Origin of the sequence: Streptomyces auratus (genome assembly GCF_050433025.1) — a bacterium.
GTDB lineage: Bacteria > Actinomycetota > Actinomycetes > Streptomycetales > Streptomycetaceae > Streptomyces > Streptomyces sioyaensis.
Window position 1 is genome coordinate 4,166,061 of record NZ_JBNGCB010000001.1, and the last position, 17,646, is coordinate 4,183,706.

The 17,646-nt window shown below is 71.9% G+C and carries 16 protein-coding genes; 5 read left to right on the forward strand and 11 right to left on the reverse strand.

The window, feature by feature from the left end:
* Positions 1–38 precede the first annotated feature (38 nt).
* Positions 39–215: a hypothetical protein gene (locus BKA18_RS18125; RefSeq protein ID WP_235446545.1), complete on the forward strand. Its 177-nt coding sequence runs from the start codon at positions 39–41 to the stop codon at positions 213–215.
* 20 nt (positions 216–235) lie between these two features.
* Here BKA18_RS18125 and BKA18_RS18130 read toward each other — a convergent pair whose 3' ends face one another.
* The 5 genes from BKA18_RS18130 to pdhA all read right to left on the reverse strand — a co-directional run bounded on the left by BKA18_RS18130 (position 236) and on the right by pdhA (position 5,321).
* Positions 236–649, reverse strand: coding sequence for a VOC family protein (locus BKA18_RS18130; protein WP_366048710.1), 414 nt, complete (start codon positions 647–649; stop codon positions 236–238).
* 51 nt (positions 650–700) lie between these two features.
* Positions 701–1,558, reverse strand: a complete 858-nt coding sequence (locus BKA18_RS18135) for an AraC family transcriptional regulator (RefSeq protein ID WP_366048725.1) — start codon at positions 1,556–1,558, stop codon at positions 701–703.
* Between the two features lie 72 nt (positions 1,559–1,630).
* Positions 1,631–3,097: a dihydrolipoamide acetyltransferase family protein gene (locus tag BKA18_RS18140; RefSeq protein WP_366047963.1), complete on the reverse strand. Its 1,467-nt coding sequence runs from the start codon at positions 3,095–3,097 to the stop codon at positions 1,631–1,633.
* Between the two features lie 23 nt (positions 3,098–3,120).
* Entirely contained in the window at positions 3,121–4,104 is a 984-nt protein-coding gene (locus tag BKA18_RS18145) for an alpha-ketoacid dehydrogenase subunit beta (RefSeq protein ID WP_366047962.1), read from the reverse strand.
* Positions 4,105–4,106: 2 nt separating this feature from the next.
* Positions 4,107–5,321 (reverse strand): pyruvate dehydrogenase (acetyl-transferring) E1 component subunit alpha, encoded by a 1,215-nt coding sequence (pdhA, locus tag BKA18_RS18150; RefSeq protein WP_093484108.1) that lies wholly within the window; start codon positions 5,319–5,321, stop codon positions 4,107–4,109.
* Between the two features lie 327 nt (positions 5,322–5,648).
* Here pdhA and BKA18_RS18155 point away from each other — a divergent pair, with 327 nt between their 5' ends.
* The 3 genes from BKA18_RS18155 (at position 5,649) to BKA18_RS18165 (ending at position 7,941) form a co-directional block, all read left to right on the forward strand.
* On the forward strand, positions 5,649–6,308 hold the full coding sequence (locus BKA18_RS18155; RefSeq protein WP_040898877.1) for a response regulator: 660 nt from the start codon (positions 5,649–5,651) through the stop codon (positions 6,306–6,308).
* A gap of 120 nt (positions 6,309–6,428) precedes the next feature.
* The gene (locus BKA18_RS18160; protein WP_358916571.1) at positions 6,429–6,845 is read left to right on the forward strand and encodes a pyridoxamine 5'-phosphate oxidase family protein; all 417 of its coding nucleotides are present in this window, start codon (positions 6,429–6,431) and stop codon (positions 6,843–6,845) included.
* Between the two features lie 52 nt (positions 6,846–6,897).
* On the forward strand, positions 6,898–7,941 hold the full coding sequence (locus BKA18_RS18165; RefSeq protein WP_366047961.1) for a phosphotransferase: 1,044 nt from the start codon (positions 6,898–6,900) through the stop codon (positions 7,939–7,941).
* Between the two features lie 16 nt (positions 7,942–7,957).
* Here BKA18_RS18165 and BKA18_RS18170 read toward each other — a convergent pair whose 3' ends face one another.
* A complete protein-coding gene (locus BKA18_RS18170) occupies positions 7,958–9,574 on the reverse strand; it encodes a protein kinase domain-containing protein (RefSeq protein WP_366047960.1) in 1,617 nt (538 codons plus the stop codon).
* A 317-nt stretch (positions 9,575–9,891) separates the two neighbouring features.
* On the opposite strand from BKA18_RS18170, the gene BKA18_RS18175 reads away from it, so the two are divergent.
* Entirely contained in the window at positions 9,892–11,562 is a 1,671-nt protein-coding gene (locus tag BKA18_RS18175) for a protein kinase domain-containing protein (RefSeq protein WP_366047959.1), read from the forward strand.
* Between the two features lie 121 nt (positions 11,563–11,683).
* On the opposite strand, the gene BKA18_RS18180 is transcribed toward BKA18_RS18175, so the two are convergent.
* The 5 genes from BKA18_RS18180 to BKA18_RS18200 all read right to left on the reverse strand — a co-directional run bounded on the left by BKA18_RS18180 (position 11,684) and on the right by BKA18_RS18200 (position 17,504).
* Positions 11,684–12,247, reverse strand: a complete 564-nt coding sequence (locus BKA18_RS18180) for a bacterial proteasome activator family protein (RefSeq protein WP_366047958.1) — start codon at positions 12,245–12,247, stop codon at positions 11,684–11,686.
* A 139-nt stretch (positions 12,248–12,386) separates the two neighbouring features.
* A complete protein-coding gene (locus tag BKA18_RS18185) occupies positions 12,387–13,244 on the reverse strand; it encodes a hypothetical protein (RefSeq protein ID WP_366047957.1) in 858 nt (285 codons plus the stop codon).
* 207 nt (positions 13,245–13,451) lie between these two features.
* On the reverse strand, positions 13,452–14,429 hold the full coding sequence (locus BKA18_RS18190) for an NAD(P)H-quinone oxidoreductase (protein WP_006604486.1): 978 nt from the start codon (positions 14,427–14,429) through the stop codon (positions 13,452–13,454).
* A 475-nt stretch (positions 14,430–14,904) separates the two neighbouring features.
* Positions 14,905–16,584, reverse strand: a complete 1,680-nt coding sequence (locus BKA18_RS18195; RefSeq protein WP_366047956.1) for a molybdopterin molybdotransferase MoeA — start codon at positions 16,582–16,584, stop codon at positions 14,905–14,907.
* Positions 16,581–17,504 carry an NTP transferase domain-containing protein gene (locus tag BKA18_RS18200; protein WP_366047955.1) on the reverse strand — a complete coding sequence of 308 codons (924 nt, stop codon included), beginning with the start codon at positions 17,502–17,504 and terminating at the stop codon, positions 16,581–16,583. The genes BKA18_RS18195 and BKA18_RS18200 overlap by 4 nt, the downstream gene beginning before the upstream one ends.
* Positions 17,505–17,646 lie beyond the last annotated feature (142 nt).

Below are 17,646 nucleotides of genomic sequence, written 5' to 3' on the forward strand. Positions count from 1 at the left end.
AGAGCCGGGGAGGCTCCGACAGCCAAGGGGAGTGGACCATGCAGCCCAGGACGAACGCCGGCCGCCGCACGCGGAACACCGTCGTCGTGGCATTGATCGTGGCCGGCCTGTGGGCCGGTGTCGCCCTGACCCGCGGTGCCGCGCGCGCCGACGATTCCGGCCAGGACGGCCCGGTAGGGCACTTCAGCCGCGCGGTGCAGCTCATCCGCGGCTGACCACCGGCCCGTACCGCTCGCTACACCGCCCGCGGCTCGCCGCGATAGGTACCGAACGACCAGCGGTTGCCCTCGGGATCGCGGGCGCCGAAGCCCCGTGAGCCGTAGTCCGTGACGGTCAGCTCATCGGTGATCTCCGCGCCGGCCGCCGTGGCGCGGGCATACAGCTCGTCGGGCCGGTCGGTGACGACATAGGCCCCGAAGGTTCCCGGCTGCAGCGGCCAGCGATCCTCCTTCTCGTCCCTGACGGAGCCGAGCATGATGCCGCCGCCTTCCGGCCAGGAGAGCTGGGCGTGCTCGACGCGCCCGCCCTCCCCAGGGATGACCACGGTCTCCTCGAAACCGAACGCATCGGCCAGGAACCGGATCAGCGCACGGGCATCGCGGGCCCGCAGCGTCGGCCATACCTGGGGTGCGGGTGTGGTGTCGGACATGATCGCCAGACCTCCTGGATCGGGTGGGCGGCCCCCGGCGGGCCGCTGACCTCAGCCTTCCTCGAACGCTTCCCCCGGGGCTTGGACGTTTCGGAACTCCTCGGCGAGCCATTGGCTGGGCGGACAGCCGGCCAGCGCACGGAACTCCCGGGCCAGATGGGCCTGGTCGAAGTAACCGCAGCGGATGGCCAGATCGGCCAGCAGCGGTGGGGTACCCCGGTCGGCGGCAGCACCGAGCAGCCGGCGCGCCCGGTCGAACCGGAGGACCCGGGCGGCGGCCTTGGGCGTCAGACCGGTCTCCTGCCGGAAGCGCGCGGTCAGATGGCGGGTGCTCCAGCCGACCTCGGTGGCGAGCGTCGCCACCGGTGCGGCGCCCCCTGACCGCGCCAGCAGCCGCCAGGCACGGACGACCTCGGGAGCCGGCCCGGGACCGGAGCCGCCCGCCTCCGGGGACAGCCGGCCGAGCAGATACGTGTCCAGCAGCGCGAACCGCTCCGGCCAGCTGCGGGCCGCCCGCAGCCGCTCGCCCACCTCCACGCCCTGCCGTCCGAGGACCGCTTCCGCGGGAAGGTCGATGTCCGCCAGCTCGCCGGCCGGCAGCCCCAGCACGGCGCGGGCGCCCAGCGGGTGCAGGCCGAGTTGGATGCCGGACTGACGGCCCTCGTGGGTGATCAGCGCAGGGCGGGTGTGCAGACCGCCCAGGAGGGCGCCGTAGGTGCCCGGTGCCTGCGCCGGGTCGGGGTGGCCGGCCAGCGTGAGCGGCTCATCGAGAGTGAAGATCAGGGTCAGCCGGGGCGAGGGGAGCCCACGGTGCCGGCCCGGCGGCAGCCCGGCCTGCCGGTATCCGGCGTACCCGCTGACGTACGGCCGGAGCGGGGGTGCGGGGACCGCGAGCGGACGTTCGTCCACGGGGCCGGGGCGGGTGCGAGGCGGCGTTTCACGTGAAACGCCGCCTCGCACCGCCCGGCTCCGCATCCCGGGTCATCCCCAGGTGATCAGCCGCTTGGGCCGTTCCAGCACCGCCGCCACATCCGCGAGCAGCTTGGAGCCCAGCTCACCGTCGATGAGGCGGTGGTCGAAGGACAGCGCGAGGGTGGTGACCTGTCGCGCCTTCACCTTGCCCTTGTGGACCCACGGCTGGAGCTTGACCGCGCCGAAGGCGAGGATCGCCGACTCCCCCGGATTGAGGATCGGCGTACCGGTGTCGACGCCGAAGACGCCGACGTTGGTGATGGTGACCGTGCCGCCGGACATCGCCGCCGGGGAGGTCTTGCCCTCACGGGCGGTGGCGATCAGCTCGCCCAGGTCCGCGGCGAGTTGGGGAAGCGTCTTGGACCCGGCGTCCTTGATGTTCGGGACGATCAGCCCGCGCGGGGTGGCCGCCGCGATCCCGAGGTTGACGTAGTCCTTGTAGACGATCTCCTGATGCGCCTCGTCCCAGGCCGCATTGACCTCCGGGTGGCGCCTGAGGGCGACCAGGAAGGCCTTGGCGACGAGCAGCAGGGGGTTGACCCGCAGCCCCGCCATGTCCGGATCCTGCTTGAGCTCCTGGACGAGCTTCATCGTGCGGGTCACATCGACGGTGATGAACTCCGTGACGTGCGGCGCGGTGAAGGCGCTGGCGACCATGGCCTGCGCGGTGGCCTTGCGTACGCCCTTGACCGGTACCCGCCGCTCGCGTGCGGCGGTGTCGACGGTGCCGGGCTCCGCCGGGGCCGCGGCCACCGGCACCGGGGCGCCGACCGGGGCCGCCGCCGCTGCCGGAGCGGCCGCCGCATGCACGTCCTCGCGGGTGATGATGCCGTCCGGCCCGGTCGGGGCGATCGTCGCCAGGTCGATGCCGAGGTCCTTGGCGAGCTTGCGCACTGGCGGCTTGGCCAGCGGACGGCCGGCGGTCGCAGCAGCCACGGGGGCGGCAGGCGCGGCGGGCACGGGCACCGGGGTGATCATCGGCGTGGGCGTGGCCCGCCCGTTCAGCTCCGCCTGGAGCGCGGCGCTCGCGGACTCCGGCTGGGCCGGCACCGCGGGTTGCGGCTTGCGGGCCCGGCGCTTGGTCGAGGACGGCGCGGCACCGTAGCCGACCAGCACCGCCTGACGGCCCTGCGGCTCGGCCTCCTCCTCGGCGGCCGGGGCGGCTTCCTGCGGCGCGCCTGCCGACGGCGCCGCGGCGGGCCCGGCTCCGGGGTCGGTGTCCACCGAGATGATGACGGTGCCGACGTCGACGGTGACGCCCTCGCCGAAGTTCAGCTCGTGCACCACCCCGTCGTAGGGAATGGGCAGTTCGACGGCGGCCTTGGCGGTCTCGACCTCACAGACGACCTGGCCGTCGGTGACGGTGTCGCCCGGCTGGACGTACCACTTGAGGATCTCGGCCTCGGTGAGCCCCTCGCCCACGTCGGGCATCTTGAACTCGCGGAAGCGCTGAGCGCGGGCTGGACTTGCAGTCATGGTCACGAACTCTCCTCAAACCCTTAGTACGCCAACGCACGGTCAACGGCGTCGAGCACCCGGTCCAGCCCCGGAAGGTACTCGTCCTCCAGACGGGAGGGCGGGTACGGGGAGTGGAAACCGCCGACCCGCAGGACCGGAGCCTCCAGGTGGTAGAAGCACCGCTCGGTGATCCGGGCGGCGATCTCGGCACCTGCGCCGAAGAAGACCGGGGCCTCGTGGACGACGACCAGCCGGCCGGTCTTCTGCACCGACGACTGCACGGTGTCGAAGTCGATCGGGGAGAGCGAGCGCAGGTCGACGACCTCGACCGACCTGCCCTCCTCGGCCGCGACCTTGGCGACGTCCAGGCAGACCTTCACCATCGGGCCGTAGGCGGCCAGCGTGAGGTCGGAACCGTTCTGGGCGACCCGGGCCTTGTGCAGCGGGTCCGGGATCGACTCGGTGTCCAGCCGCGACTTGTCGTGGTAGCGGCGCTTGGGCTCGAAGTAGATGACCGGGTCGTCGCCCGCGATGGCCTGCTGAAGCATCCAGTAGGCATCGGAGGAGTTCGAGGGGGTGACGATCTTGAGGCCCGCGACATGCGCGAACAGCGCCTCGGGGGACTCGGAGTGGTGCTCGACCGCGCCGATGCCGCCCGCGTACGGGATGCGGATGACGACCGGCACCTTGACCTTGCCCAGCGCGCGGGCGTGCATCTTCGCGAGCTGGGTGACGATCTGGTCGTAGGCGGGGAAGACGAAGCCGTCGAACTGGATCTCGACGACCGGGCGATAGCCGCGCAGTGCCATGCCGATCGCGGTGCCGACGATGCCGGACTCGGCGAGCGGGGTGTCGATCACCCGGTCCTCGCCGAAGTCCTTCTGCAGGCCGTCGGTGACGCGGAAGACGCCGCCGAGCTTGCCGACGTCCTCGCCCATGACGAGGACCTTGGGGTCGGCCTCCATGGAGGCGCGCAGCGATTCATTGATCGCCTTGGCAATGGTGATCTTCTCGAAGACGGCCATGATCAGTTCCCCTCCGCGGCGTCGGCATCGACGAACGACGCCTGGTAGGCGGCGAACTGTGCGCGCTCCTCATCGACGAGCGCATGCCCATCGGCATAGACATTCTCGAAGATCGCCATGTCGTCCGGGTCGGGCATGGCACGGACGGCGTCGCGGACCCGCTTGCCCAGGGCCTCGCGCTCCTCGTCGATCGAGGCGAGGTACGCCTCGTCGACGATGCCCTCGGCCTCCAGGTACGTCCGCAGCCGCAGGATCGGGTCCTTGGCCTCCCAGGCCGCCCGCTCCTCGTCCGCCCGGTACTTCGTCGGGTCGTCGGAGGTGGTGTGCGCGCCCATGCGGTAGGTGAACGCCTCGATGAGCATCGGGCCCTGGCCGGTGCGCGCCCGCTCCAGCGCCGCCCGGGTCACCGCCAGACAGGCCAGGACGTCATTGCCGTCGACCCGTACGCCGGGGAATCCGAAGCCGCGGGCGCGCTGGTAGAGCGGCACCCGGGTCTGCTTCTCGGTGGGCTCGGAAATCGCCCACTGGTTGTTCTGGCAGAAGAACACGACCGGGGCGTTGTAGACCGCGGAGAAGGTGAAGGATTCCGCGACATCGCCCTGGCTGGAGGCACCGTCACCGAAATACGCAATGACCGCGGAATCCGCGCCGTCCTTCTGCACCCCCATCGCATAGCCGGTCGCGTGCAGCGTCTGCGAACCGATGACGATGGTGTAGAGGTGGAAGTTGTTGGTGCTGGGATCCCAGCCGCCGTGATTGACGCCCCGGAACATACCCAGCAGATTCGTCGGGTCGACGCCGCGGCACCATGCCACGCCGTGCTCCCGGTAGGTCGGGAAGACATAGTCGTCGTCGCGCAGCGCGCGCCCGGAGCCGATCTGAGCGGCCTCCTGGCCCAGCAGCGAGGCCCACAGGCCCAGTTCGCCCTGGCGCTGGAGGGTGGTCGCCTCGGCGTCGAACTTTCGCGTCAGCACCATGTCGCGGTAGAGCCCGCGCAGCTCGTCGGGGGACAGGTCGATCGAGTAATCGGGGTGCTCGACCCGCTTCCCTTCGGGGGTCAGCAGTTGTACGAGCTGATCCTGCTCCGCCTGCTCGGGCCGGCCGGAGTTCCGGGCCTTGGCCGGGGACGCCTTCTTGGCCGACGTCGCCTTTGCGGCGGTGGTGCGCTTGCTGCTGCCGCGGGTGTTTTTCCGCTGCGCAGTGCCTTCCACGGTCACGTGCTGCTCCTCCGTCTGTCCGGCCCCCGGGGTCCGCCGGTGGCCGTATTGCGGCTCACCCGGTATCCGATACGGCGCACGGGGTGTGTGCGATCGCGGCCGGATCCGGGTGGAACAAAGCTCCCGGACAGTGGCCTGCTCATTGCACGTTACCCATTGTCAAAGCCGAAGTGGAAACGGCGCTGACCTGCGATTTTGCTTGGATTTCCAAGTAAATCACTAAGGCTTGGAACAACTCCTGGTCACAGCGTTGCAGGCCGCCGGGACAACGGCACGTTATATCGGTGACCTGGAGCACGGGAAGAGTTGATGTGTGAGACTGGGAAGGTGCGCGAAGACGGAAAAATCACGGTATTCCTGCTCGATGACCACGAAGTTGTCCGGCGTGGCGTCCACGAAATGCTCTCGGTCGAGGACGACATCGAGGTGGTCGGCGAGGCCGGTACCGCCGCAGATGCCCTGGTCAGGATCCCTGCGACCCGCCCGGACGTGGCGGTGCTCGATGTCCGGCTGCCCGACGGGAGCGGTGTCGAGGTCTGCCGCGAGATCCGTTCACAGGATGAGGACATCAAATGCCTGATGCTCACCTCCTTCGCGGACGATGAAGCCCTTTTCGATGCGATCATGGCCGGTGCGGCCGGATATGTCCTCAAGGCCATTCGGGGCAACGAACTCCTCTCCGCGGTGCGCGACGTGGCGGCCGGCAAGTCCCTGCTCGACCCGGTGGCCACCGCCCGGGTACTGGAGCGGCTGCGCGACGGCACCGCCACCAAGGGTGACGACCGGCTGGCGAACCTCACCGACCAGGAACGCCGGATTCTCGATCTGATCGGCGAAGGCCTGACCAATCGCGCCATCGGCGAAAGGCTGCACCTCGCCGAGAAAACGATCAAGAATTATGTCTCCAGCCTGCTGTCCAAGCTCGGCATGGAACGGCGTTCCCAGGCCGCCGCCTATGTCGCGCGGATGCAGGCCGAACGACACTGAGCGGCCAAGGGGGTGGCGGATACGCCCCGCCCGGCTCATGGTGATTCAGGACCATCGGCCCCGCGGCCCGGGGCTGCTGGCCCCTACGTGCCGACCGGATCCGCCCGGCAAGGTGGTGCCATGCCCACCGACAACTACCGTGCCATCGAGCTGCTGAGCCGCACGCCGTACGGGCGCGTCTCTGCCAGTCGGCGGGCACTGCCCTTCACCACCGTCGCCCGGCACCTCGTCCTCGACGGACGGCTGGTGCTGCGGCTGCACCAGGGCTACGACTACCACCAGGCCCTGGACGGCAGCGTGGTCGCCTACGAGGCCGACAACGTCAACAGCGGCGAGGACGACACCTGGTCGGTGCAGTTCACCGGCACCGCCCGGGTCGTCGAGCCCACCCCCGTCGAGCGGGAACTCTTCGGGCGCTCCCCCCGGCTGGCCGACGGCGCCCCCTACGCCCCCGTCTTCCTGCGCATCGAGCCGGAGTTCGTGACCATGCACTACCTCACCGATGTGCCGGCCTTCCGAGGTGCGCACTCTGTGTGAGGCTCTCCGCCGCGCACACTGCGACGCACGCAGTTGATCTAACATCTGGCGGGTGCTGCGCTCATCTGTAGTCCGGACGGCGGCGACGCCCGACAAAGACACCCTCGGAGCCCTGCTCCGCCACTACACCGACGCCGGCGCGCCGCTGTCCTGTGAGCCCGTCGCCGAGGGCCTGCTCAACCACGGCTACTTCCTCGCCACCACCCGCGGCCGCTACTTCCTGAAGCACCACCTCGACGGCGACCGCGCCGCCCTCACCCGTCAGCACCGCGCCACCCGCCGGCTCGCCGCGCTCGGCCTGCCGGTCGTCCCGCCCCTCGCCGACGCGGACGGCCGCACCGTCACCGTCCTCGACGGCCGCTGCTACGCCCTGCACCCCTGGGTCGAGGGCCGGCACCTCGGCGGCGCGGCGCTGACCCGCGGCCAGTCCTGGCGGCTGGGCTCGCTGCTCGGGCTGGTCCACACCGCCCTGGAGCAGGCCATGGCCGACGAACCGCATCCGCCCCGGCTGCCCTGCGCGGACGCCGGCGCCGACCCGGAGCGGACCTTCGAGACGATCGAGGAGCTGCTGGCCCTGGCCCGCGGCGCCCGTCCGCGCACCAGCTTCGACGAACTCGCCGAACACCGTCTGCTGGAGCGCCGGGCGCTGCTGGCCGAGCAGGCACACCACCGCCCGGCGCCCGGCGCGGAGCCCCCGACGGGCTGGGTGCACGGCGACTTCCATCCGCTGAACGTCCTCTACCGCGGCGCGGAGCCGACCGCGATCGTCGACTGGGACCGGCTGGGCGTGCAGCCACGCGCCGAAGAGGCGGTACGCGCCGCCGCGATCTTCTTCGTACGCCCCTGCGGGACGCTGGACCTGGCCAAGGTGGCGGCGTACGCGGGCGCCTACCGCAGCGCCTGCGGGGCCGGCGCCGAGGAGCTCGCCGCTGCCGTCCACCGGGTGTGGTGGGAGCGGCTGAACGACTTCTGGATGCTCACCTGGCGCTACCAGCTCGGCGACCGCCGCACCGATGCCCAGTTCCCGGCGGCGGCCGCACTGGCCGTGTGGTGGACCCGCGAGTACCGGGCCGTACGGAACGCGTTCACCCGCTGAACCGCGGCGGGGCCCGTCAGCCGGCCGGGCCGAGCGTCGAGCCGGCGTCCGTGCCGCTGCCGGCCGTAGTCCCGCTGTCCGTTCCGGTGGTCGTTCCACCGTCGGTGGTACCCCCGTCGGTGGTGCCGCCGTCCGCGGTCCCGCCATTGGCGGTCCCGCCGTCCGCCGTCCCGCCGGTGGAGTCTGTGGGCGGCTCGGAGGTGGGCGGCTCCGACGTCGGCGGCTCGGAGGTGGGCGGCTCGGACGTCTCCGGCGTGCTGGGCTCCTGGGTCGGCGGCTCGCTGTACGTGCCGCCGTCACCGCCCGTGGTGCCGGGCTCGGTCTGCGGCGTGCTCGGCTCCTCCGTCGGCGGCTCGCTCGTCTTGTCGTCCTTGGACGGCGACGGGGACTGCGTCGTCGGGGTGTCCTTCTTCTTGTCCTGGCCGCTGGTGTTCTGCAGCGCGAAGGCCACACCCACCGCGATCGCGATCACCGCGAGCGCCGCGATCAGCCAGATCTTGCCGCGGCCGCCCCTGGCCGGACGGGGGCCGCCGTCGAAGCCGCCGTCGTCGTCGCGCCTACCGGACGTGAGGATCGGCTGCGCCGTGGTCTGGCCGGCGTCGGGGTGCGGCAGCGCCGTGGTGGCCGCGGTGCCCATGGCCGGGCCGAGACCGCCCTCGTGCATGCCGACCGGGCCGGTGTTCCAGGTGCCCGTGTGACCGCCCTGCTCGTGCAGCATCTGCAGCGAGTACTGGACCAGGCCGCGCATCTCCTCGGCAGACTGGAACCGGTCGTCGGGGTCCTTGGCCAGCGACCGCATCACCAGGCCGTCCAGCTCCGGCGGCACCGCGTCGGCGACCTCGGACGGCGCCACCGGCATGTCCTGCACATGCTGGTAGACCACCGACAGCGGGGTCTCGCCGGTGAACGGCGGCCGCAGCGTGAGGAGCTCGTAGAGCAGACAGCCGGTGGCGTAGAGGTCGGAGCGGGTGTCGACGGTCTTGCCGAGCGCCTGCTCCGGGGAGAGGTACTGGGGCGTCCCCATGACCATGCCGGTCTGGGTCATCGTGGACTGGGCGCCGTGCAGGGCACGGGCGATGCCGAAGTCCATGACCTTGACGGCGCCGCTGTTGGTGATGATCACGTTCGCGGGCTTGATGTCACGGTGCACGATGCCGTGCTGGTGGCTGTAGGCCAGCGCCTCCAGCACCCCCGAGACGATGATCAGCGCCTGGTCGGCCGGCGGGGCGTCGGCGTTGAGCAGCAGATCGCGGATGGTGTGGCCCTCGACCAGCTCCATCACGATGTACGGCACGGTGTTGCCGCCGACCAGATCCTCACCCGAGTCGTAGACCGCGACCACCGCGTGGTGGTTCAGCCCGGCCACGGACTGTGCCTCCCGCGTGAAGCGGGCCTTGGAGACCGGGTCCTCGGCGAGGTCTGCGCGCAGCAGCTTCACGGCGACGGTGCGGCCGAGCCGTACGTCCTCGGCCGCGAACACCTCCGCCATACCGCCGCGGCCGAGCCGTCGCGTGAGCCGGTAGCGGCCGTCGCCGACCAGCCCGCCGTTGCCCCACATCTCCGGTGCGTCGGGGATATTGGAGCCGGTGGCGTCAGGATCGGACGGGCCCTGGGGGCTCTGCGTCGGTGCCATCGGTCCTCGCCGTCGAATCGATCCGCATGAGAGCGGTAAGGTCATCGGTCTTCGCTAGAGCACGCTACAGGTTCCGCGGCACCCACCGGTCCGTCGTGGACCGACCAGCAAACCTGCCGGAAGCCAATGGGGGCAAGTTCACCAGGGACGATCCGGTGCCGAAATCGTCTGTGGGCTGTGACGCGATCTTGCGTATCTGGTCACGGAACGGGCACACAGCTTGACGTGTCCAGGGCCTGCGGCAGACTTGGCTGCGGAATTCCAGATTTTGATCACTATCCGTACGGGATAGTGCGCGCGTAGGGGGAAGCGGAACGATGAGCCAGGACGGCGCTCAGGGCCAATACGAGGGCCGTTCGGTCGGCGGGGGACGTTACCAGCTTCGTGATCTTCTCGGTGCGGGCGGCATGGCCTCCGTGCACCTCGCCTACGACAGCGTGCTCGACCGCGAGGTCGCGATCAAGACCCTGCACACCGAGCTCGGCCGCGAGCAGGCCTTCCGTGAGCGCTTCCGCCGTGAGGCCCAGTCCGTGGCGAAGCTCACGCACACCAACATCGTTTCGGTCTTCGACTCCGGTGAGGACGAGCTCGACGGCGGCATGGTGCCGTACATCGTCATGGAGTACGTCGCAGGTCAGCCGCTGCGCTCCGACCTGGACACCGACGTTGCGCAACATGGCGCGATGCCGACGGAAAAAGCCCTGAAGATCACGGCCGATGTGCTGGCCGCGCTCGAGGTCAGCCACGAGATGGGCCTGGTCCACCGGGACATCAAGCCCGGCAACGTGATGCTGAACAAGCGCGGTGTCGTCAAGGTCATGGACTTCGGCATCGCCCGGGCCATGCAGTCCGGCGTGACGTCGATGACGCAGACCGGCATGGTCGTCGGCACCCCGCAGTACCTCTCGCCCGAGCAGGCGCTGGGCCGCGGTGTGGACGCCCGCTCCGACCTCTACTCGGTCGGCATCATGCTCTTCGAGCTGGTGACCGGCCAGCTGCCCTTCGACGCGGACTCCCCGCTCGCCATCGCCTACGCGCACGTCCAGGAAGAGCCCCCGGTCCCGTCGAGCATCAACAGCTCGCTGCCGGCGGCCGTGGACGCGCTGGTGGCCCGAGCGCTGAAGAAGAACCCCAATGAGCGGTTCCCCACCGCAGAGGCGATGCGGGACGAATGCCTGCGCATCGTCGGGTCCGGGCAGTCCGGCGCGACGCCGCTGATCATCAGCGGGGGCCCGGCGGCGCGCACCAGCGGCTCGTCGGTCTCCTCCGCGGTCTTCCCCACCGCTTCCGGCGCCCCGCACACTCCGGCCCCGCCGAGCGTGCAGCAGCCGTATCAGCCGACCCAGGCGGCCGGGTTCGGGCCGTCGACACCCCCGCCGCCGCCGAACAACGCCTATCCGACGCCCACGCCTGCTCCCGGCCCGGCACCGTTCAACGCGGGCGGGTTCCCGCCCCCGCAGGCGTACACCCCGCCGCCTCCGCCCCCGCCCGTCACGGCCTCGATGCAGTCGGCCGGCGGTCCCGGCGGCCGGAAGGGCAACTCCGCGGTGATCGTCGTCTCGGCGATCACCGGAGTGGTCGTGGTCACCGCGATCGCGATCGGTATCGGTCTGAGCGCCGGCTCCAGCGACGACAACGGCGGGGACGTGACCCCGACCCCGACGTACTCGTCGTACTCCTCGCCCACCGAGAGCGTCCGGCCCGAGGACAAGACGGCGACGATCCTGACGTCCGAGTGCACCAGCCCGACCAAGAGCTACAGCGACAAGGGCAAGATCCTCGTCCCGTCGTTCCGCTTCAAGAACCTGGACTCGGTGAAGAAGTGCATCGAGGCGGCCGGCTGGAAATACAAGATCGTCAAGGAAGAGGACAGCTCGATCTGGGGCAAGAACACCGTCACGGATCAGAGCCCGGCCGCCATCAGCTGGTGGTACCCGAGCAAGAGCGAGACCATCGATCTGACCGTCTCGACCGGCCGCAGCGGCTGACGACAACCGGCCCACGGGCCTCGAGTACCTGACAGAGGGGCCGGCACGCGCAGTGCGTGCCGGCCCCTTCTGTCTGTGTATGCGGTGCGCCGGCGACCCGGCCGACGATTCTGGGAATTCCCTAGAGATACGGACCCGAGCGGGCGCTGCCCTGACCGGGGTGGCCCTCCTCGCCGTCCATCGCCGAGACACCGGGCGGCAGCGCACGGCGCATCGACTCCAGCTGGGCACGAGCCGCCATCTGCTGGGCGAACAGCGCGGTCTGGATGCCGTGGAAGAGGCCCTCCAGCCAGCCCACCAGCTGAGCCTGGGCGATCCGCAACTCCGCATCCGTCGGCACCGACTCATTGGTGAAGGGCAGCGACAGCCGCTCCAGCTCCTCGACCAGCTCGGGCGCCAACCCGTCCTCCAGCTCCTTGACCGAGCTGGAGTGGATCTCCTTGAGACGGACCCGGCTCGCCTCGTCGAGAGGCGCGGCCTTCACCTCTTCCAGCAGCTGCTTGATCATGCTGCCGATGCGCATGACCTTCGCAGGCTGTTCGACCATGTCCGTCACCGGCGTCTCGCGGGACTCTTCGTCGTTGTCCCCGCCACTGGAGCCGGCGCTGCCGAGCGCCATGCCGTCCGGGCCGACAACCAGGACGTGCGGGTTCTCCTGCGACCGTTCGTTCATCGGCATATCCATGCCGCCATTCTCTCGCACCAGGGGTTATGAACGGTGGTGCCCCCTGAAGAACGTGATCCACCCTTCCGGGGGGATCCTGCTGCCGCGGTTTCACGTGAAACAAGGGATTCCCGGCTGTTTCACGTGAAACCGTCGGACTTCAGCTGCGGCGCAGCCGAAGGGCGAAGAAGGCCAGCCCCAGACCGGTGAGCGCAAGACCGGCACCCATCGGCAGGACCCGCTCCACCGGGGCTGCTGGCGTTTCCATGGCGTAGGGGCGCTCCGTCGCTTCGCCGTCCGCGCCGTCCGGTACGGAACCGTCCTTCTTCGGGGCGGCGGACGGAAGCGGCGGCAGTACGTCATAGGAGCGCACGGCCCGCCGATCTGCGACGTTGTGGCGGTGCGAGGCGGACGATCCTGCCGGGATGGCTCCCGCATGGGATGCGGACCCCGCGGGCTTGGAATGCTTCCGCGCCGAGTGCCGGCCGGGCAGGGAGTGCCCACGGTCGGCACCGGGCGGACCTCCCGGACCGGGCGGCCCATGATGCCCCCGCCAGTGGAAATCCCTGCCCCTGCCCTCGGGGCCCGGGAGGCCGAACGGCGGGATCTGCCCGATGAAATCGGGGCCGAACCTGTGATGGTGGTGGTGGCGCCACTCTCCGTGCCCGCGATGTCCACCGAAGTGATGATGCGGAGGCCGGTGCGGGAAGCCCGGAAGGGCGTACGGCGGGCCCGGGAAGCGGTCCGGCAGCCCGGGGACCCGCGCGGCCGCCCCGGAGTGCCCGGGGTGCGCCCGGCCCGTACCCCGCCCGTCGGCCGGCGAGGAGCCGGGTGTCAGATCGTCGGCGCCGTAATCGTCCAGCCCGAAGTCGCCGGTTCCGTAGTCGTCCCGGCCGTAGTCGTCGCGTTGATCGTCCGGGCGGGCGAGATTCGACGGGCGGTCGACCGGAGTGGCCCGTCGGTCCGCAGCCACCGCGGAGGTGGCGCCCAAGGGAACGGGCAGGACGACGGAAGCCACCAACAGACCGGTGGCAATGCGCGAACGGAATCCTGGAGCGACCACGGTGCCCCTCCCGTGCCGAGCCGTCGAGTGACCCGTCCAGCGTCACATGTGATGAGATTCACGGCATCTCAGACATATCAGGCGGGTTACTCGTCGGGCATGCGGGAGGGGCGGGCGCAGGCCGGGCGGCTGCCGGAGGGCCGAGCGCGGGGGCCGGGAGACTCAGACGGTCAGCACGACCTTGCCGACATGCGCACTCGCCTCCACGATGCGGTGCGCCTCGGCGGCCTCCGCCATCGGGAGCGTGCGGTCCACGATCGGCCGGACCTGACCGTTGGCGATCAGCGGCCAGACATGCTCCCGTACGGCGGCGACGATGGCCGCCTTCTCGTTCAGCGGGCGGGCACGCAGCCCGGCGCCGGTGATCGCGGCGCGCTTGGCCATCAGAGCGGCGAGATTCAGCTCCGCCTTCACCCCGCCCTGCAGCCCGATGATCGCCAGCCGTCCGCTGACCGCCAGCGCCTTGACGTTCCGCTGCAGATACTTCGCGCCGATGATGTCGAGGATGACATCCGCGCCCGCGCCGTCGGTGGCCTTGCGGATCTCCTGGACGAAGTCCTGCTCGCGGTAGTCGATGAGGATGTCGGCGCCCAACTCGGCGCAGCGCGCCAGCTTTTCGGGGCCGCCCGCGGTGACCGCGACCCGTGCGCCGACGGCCTTGGCCAGCTGGATCGCCATCGTGCCGATGCCGCTGGCGCCGCCGTGGACCAGCAGGGTCTCGCCGGGCCGCAGGTGCGCGATCATGAAGACGTTCGACCAGACCGTGCAGGTCACCTCGGGCAGCGCGGCGGCCGTGACCAGATCCAGGCCGGCCGGCACCGGCAGCACCTGCCCGGCCGGGACGGCGACCTGCTCGGCGTATCCGCCGCCCGCGAGCAGCGCGCACACCTCGTCGCCGACGGCCCAGCCGTGCACACCGGGGCCGAGCGCGGTGATCCGCCCCGAGCACTCCAGGCCGGGGTACGGGGAGGAGCCGGGCGGCGGGTCGTAGAAGCCCTGACGCTGGAGCAGGTCCGCGCGGTTCACGGCGCTGGCCGCGACCTCGATCAGGACCTCGCCCTCAGCGGGCTGCGGATCGGGCACGTCCGCCCGAACAAGTGCTTCGGGGCCACCGGGCTCCGGGATAGTGATCGCTCGCATGGGCGCGAGGCTACTCGCCGTCCGCGCACGGGGCGACGGTGCGGGGCCCGCGGATCACCACCGGGCCGGGCTTCCCACCTGCACAGAGCCCGGTCCGGTCCGCGTCCGGCACATCGGGCACCCCCGGCCGCGCAGCGCCCTCGTCCGCCGCCGCTCCGGTGTCCGCAGTGTGCGCACGGTCCTCCGCAGCACGGAGCATGGGAGCCATGTCCCCCTCACAGACCGCCGCAGATCGGGCCGTTCAGGAAGAGACGGTCGGATGAGCGACGAGCAGCAACCGCGCCGCAGGGCCGGCAGATTCCCGCTCCTTCGCTTGCGGTCGTACGGGGGCACCGGCTGCTGGATTACACCGACCCGCAGGCCGCAACGCTGGAGCTCACCGACCGCGTGATCACCATCCGGCAGGCGGTGCCGAGCGACTGACCCGCCGGGCCGGACGACGCGGGCGCATCCGCGGCCCGCGGTGGCGGCGGGCCTACAGCTCCCCCGAGGCGCTCCAGTCCGTCGGCGCATCCGGTGCCCAGCCCGCCGACCAGCCCGCCGGCCAGGGCAGTTCCAGGAGTTCGAGCTCGTTGCCGCGCTTCGCACCGCCGGGCGGAACGACCGCCAGCGCATCAGCGGCGGCGATCCCGCGCAGCATGGCAGGGCCGCGGAAGTGGAGCGGCGCCGCCATCAGGCCCTGCCGTTCGTCGTCGCGGTAGGCCACCGGAACGAGCCGGGTGTCGTGCGGATGCCCGTGGACGGGAGCGGCCAGCGGCACGCGGTACGGCGGGGCGGGGCGGCGGCCGGCAAGCGCGCACAGCAGCGGCTCGGCGAGCGTGCACAGCCCGGAAACCGCCGCGAGGGGGTTGCCCGGCAGACCGACGAGGTGCCGGCCCGGGGCCAGACGGGCGAGCAGCATGGGATGCCCGGGGCGCACCTCCACACCGTCCACCAGCACCTCGGCGCCCAGCCCGCGCAAGGTGGGGTGCACATGGTCGACGGGGCCCGACGCGGTGCCGCCGGTGGTGATCACCACGTCGGCGGTGGAATCCGCGAGAGCGGCGTACAAGGTGTCGGCGTCATCGGCCAGATGGCGCGCCGCGGGCGTCTCGACGCCCAGCGCATGCAGCCAGGGGACGAGCATCGGGCCGAGCGCATCACGGATCCGGCCCTCCTGGGGCAGTCCGTGGTCCAGCAACTCGTCGCCCAGGACGAAGACTTCGGCGCGCGGACGGGGACGGGCGGTCAGCTCGTCATAGCCGGCCGCCGCGGCCAGGCCGAGGACGGCGGGGGTCACCAGGGCGCCGGCCGGCAGCAGCTGGTCGCCGCGGCGGCACTCCTGGCCGCGCGGACGGATGTCCTGACCGGGCGGCACCGGCTGCGGTGCGTACAGCCGCCGCCCGCCGCCGCTCGGCGCACGGACCTCGCCGTGTTCGCTGCGCAGGACGGCGGTGGCGCCGGACGGGATGCGTGCGCCGGTGGCGATCGCGACCGCGTGGCCGTCGAGGAGCACGTCGGTGGAGGCGTGACCGGCGAGGATGCCGGGCGGGGAGCCGGCCTCGGGGGTGTCGGCGGGGTGGTCGAGGCGCCAGGGGCCGGGGCCGGCGACCGCCCAGCCGTCCATCGCCGAGGTGTCGAAGGACGGCAGGTCGGTCAGTGCGGTGAGCGGGGCGGCGAGCGTACGGCCGAGCGCGGTGCCGAGCGCCGAGGTCAGGGGCGCGGGCGGCTCGGTCACGGCGCGCCGGGCGATGTCCCTGGCGACGTGCCAGGGGACGGCGGCCGGGGTGGGGCGGGGGCCGGGCGCCGGGGTCGGCGGAGGATCGTCGGCGCCGGCCGGGCCGGTGGGGCCGGAGCGGTTTCCGGGCGCACCCGGGCCGTCGGAGGCGAAGGGGTCGCCGGGCACGAACGGGTCGTCGGGCGTGTAGGGGTCGCCGGGCGTGTAGGGGTCGCCGGGCGTGTAGGGGGCGTCACCGCCTTCGCCGGCCGCGGCCCCGCGGGCGGCGTACGGCGCCCGGACGGTCGCGGCCTCGGCGCCGGGGCGTACGCGCGGCTGCCCGGGGCCGTTGACCAGCGCGAGCGCATCGTCGAAGGCGTCGCCGCTGCGGCCGCGCCCCTCGTCCGGGGTGGCGCCCGCCGGCTCGCCCCCCGTGCCGCCCGGCTGTCCGTCGTTCATTCCGCGGGCTTCGCGTCGTCACCGGTGGCACCGCCGGACCGGGCCGCGCCCCCGGACTCCTCGGCCTCCGCCGCCCAGCGGTTCGCCAGAGCGGCGGCCCGGTCCATCAGCTCCTGCACGTCCCGGCCCTGTTGGCCCGCCGCATAGCCGATCAGAAAGGTCGTCAGCGGGGCGGCCGGGCGGGCGACGCCGTGCGCCGCGTCCCGCGCGAGGTCGAGAAGCGCTGCCGTGTCGACATCGAGCTCGATGCCCAGTTCGGCCTTGACTGCGGTGATCCATTCGTCCAGCACGGTGCCATGCTCCCTGATACGGGCGCGTGCCGCGTTGATGTCTTCCCAGGTGTCGCAGTCGAAGGAGGCCGTGGACCGGGCGTCCGGGACCCGTTCGAGCACCAACTCGGCCCCCAGCGCACGCAGCGGCAGACCGGCCGGGGTGCCGTGCACGGCCCGCAACCGCGCCAGCTCCCGGCGCAGCGGCCCGGACCGATAGGCCGCCACCAGCGGCTGGTCCCGCCCCGAGGCGTCCCGGAGCATCGCCCCGTCGCGCGGCGCGGCACCCCCGCCCGGCCCGGGGCCGCCTGCCGTCACCGCCGCCAGGAGGCGGTGCACGGTCGCTGCGGTCAGGAAGGGGAGGTCGGCGGAGAGGACCAGCACCACCGGGGCGGTGGTGTGCCGCAGTCCGGCTTCCAGCGCGGCGAGCGGACCGCCGCCGGGCGGGTCCTCCAGGGCATGGACGACGGGCCGCGCGGTCGGGCGGCCGGGGCCGACGACGACGGTGCTCGCCGCATCGGAGCAGGCCGCGAGCACCCGGTCCAGGAGGGGCCGGCCACCGACGGACAGCGCGGGCTTGTCCGCCCCGCCGAGCCGCCGGGCCGCACCTCCGGCCAGCACGATGGCGTCGTAGTCGGTGTGGTCGTTCACCCCTTGAGTATCGCCAGGGCTACGGGGATCACACCGCTGCCGGGGCTGCGGCGGGTGTCGGCTGTGCCACAGCGGCGGCTGGCGGTGGGCTCGCCGTTGCGGGTCGGCTCGTGGTTGCGGGCAAGCTCGTGGTTGCGGGCAA

Excerpts from the sequence above, each read along its gene's own strand:
- BKA18_RS18125 (WP_235446545.1), top strand. The coding sequence starts at position 39 with ATGCAGCCCAGGACGAACGCCGGCCGCCGCACGCGGAACACCGTCGTC.
- BKA18_RS18130 (WP_366048710.1), bottom strand. The coding sequence starts at position 649 with ATGTCCGACACCACACCCGCACCCCAGGTATGGCCGACGCTGCGGGCC.
- BKA18_RS18140 (WP_366047963.1), bottom strand. The coding sequence starts at position 3,097 with ATGACTGCAAGTCCAGCCCGCGCTCAGCGCTTCCGCGAGTTCAAGATG.
- BKA18_RS18145 (WP_366047962.1), bottom strand. The coding sequence starts at position 4,104 with ATGGCCGTCTTCGAGAAGATCACCATTGCCAAGGCGATCAATGAATCG.
- BKA18_RS18160 (WP_358916571.1), top strand. The coding sequence starts at position 6,429 with ATGCCCACCGACAACTACCGTGCCATCGAGCTGCTGAGCCGCACGCCG.
- BKA18_RS18170 (WP_366047960.1), bottom strand. The coding sequence starts at position 9,574 with ATGGCACCGACGCAGAGCCCCCAGGGCCCGTCCGATCCTGACGCCACC.
- BKA18_RS18175 (WP_366047959.1), top strand. The coding sequence starts at position 9,892 with ATGAGCCAGGACGGCGCTCAGGGCCAATACGAGGGCCGTTCGGTCGGC.
- BKA18_RS18180 (WP_366047958.1), bottom strand. The coding sequence starts at position 12,247 with ATGGATATGCCGATGAACGAACGGTCGCAGGAGAACCCGCACGTCCTG.
- BKA18_RS18190 (WP_006604486.1), bottom strand. The coding sequence starts at position 14,429 with ATGCGAGCGATCACTATCCCGGAGCCCGGTGGCCCCGAAGCACTTGTT.
- BKA18_RS18195 (WP_366047956.1), bottom strand. The coding sequence starts at position 16,584 with ATGAACGACGGACAGCCGGGCGGCACGGGGGGCGAGCCGGCGGGCGCC.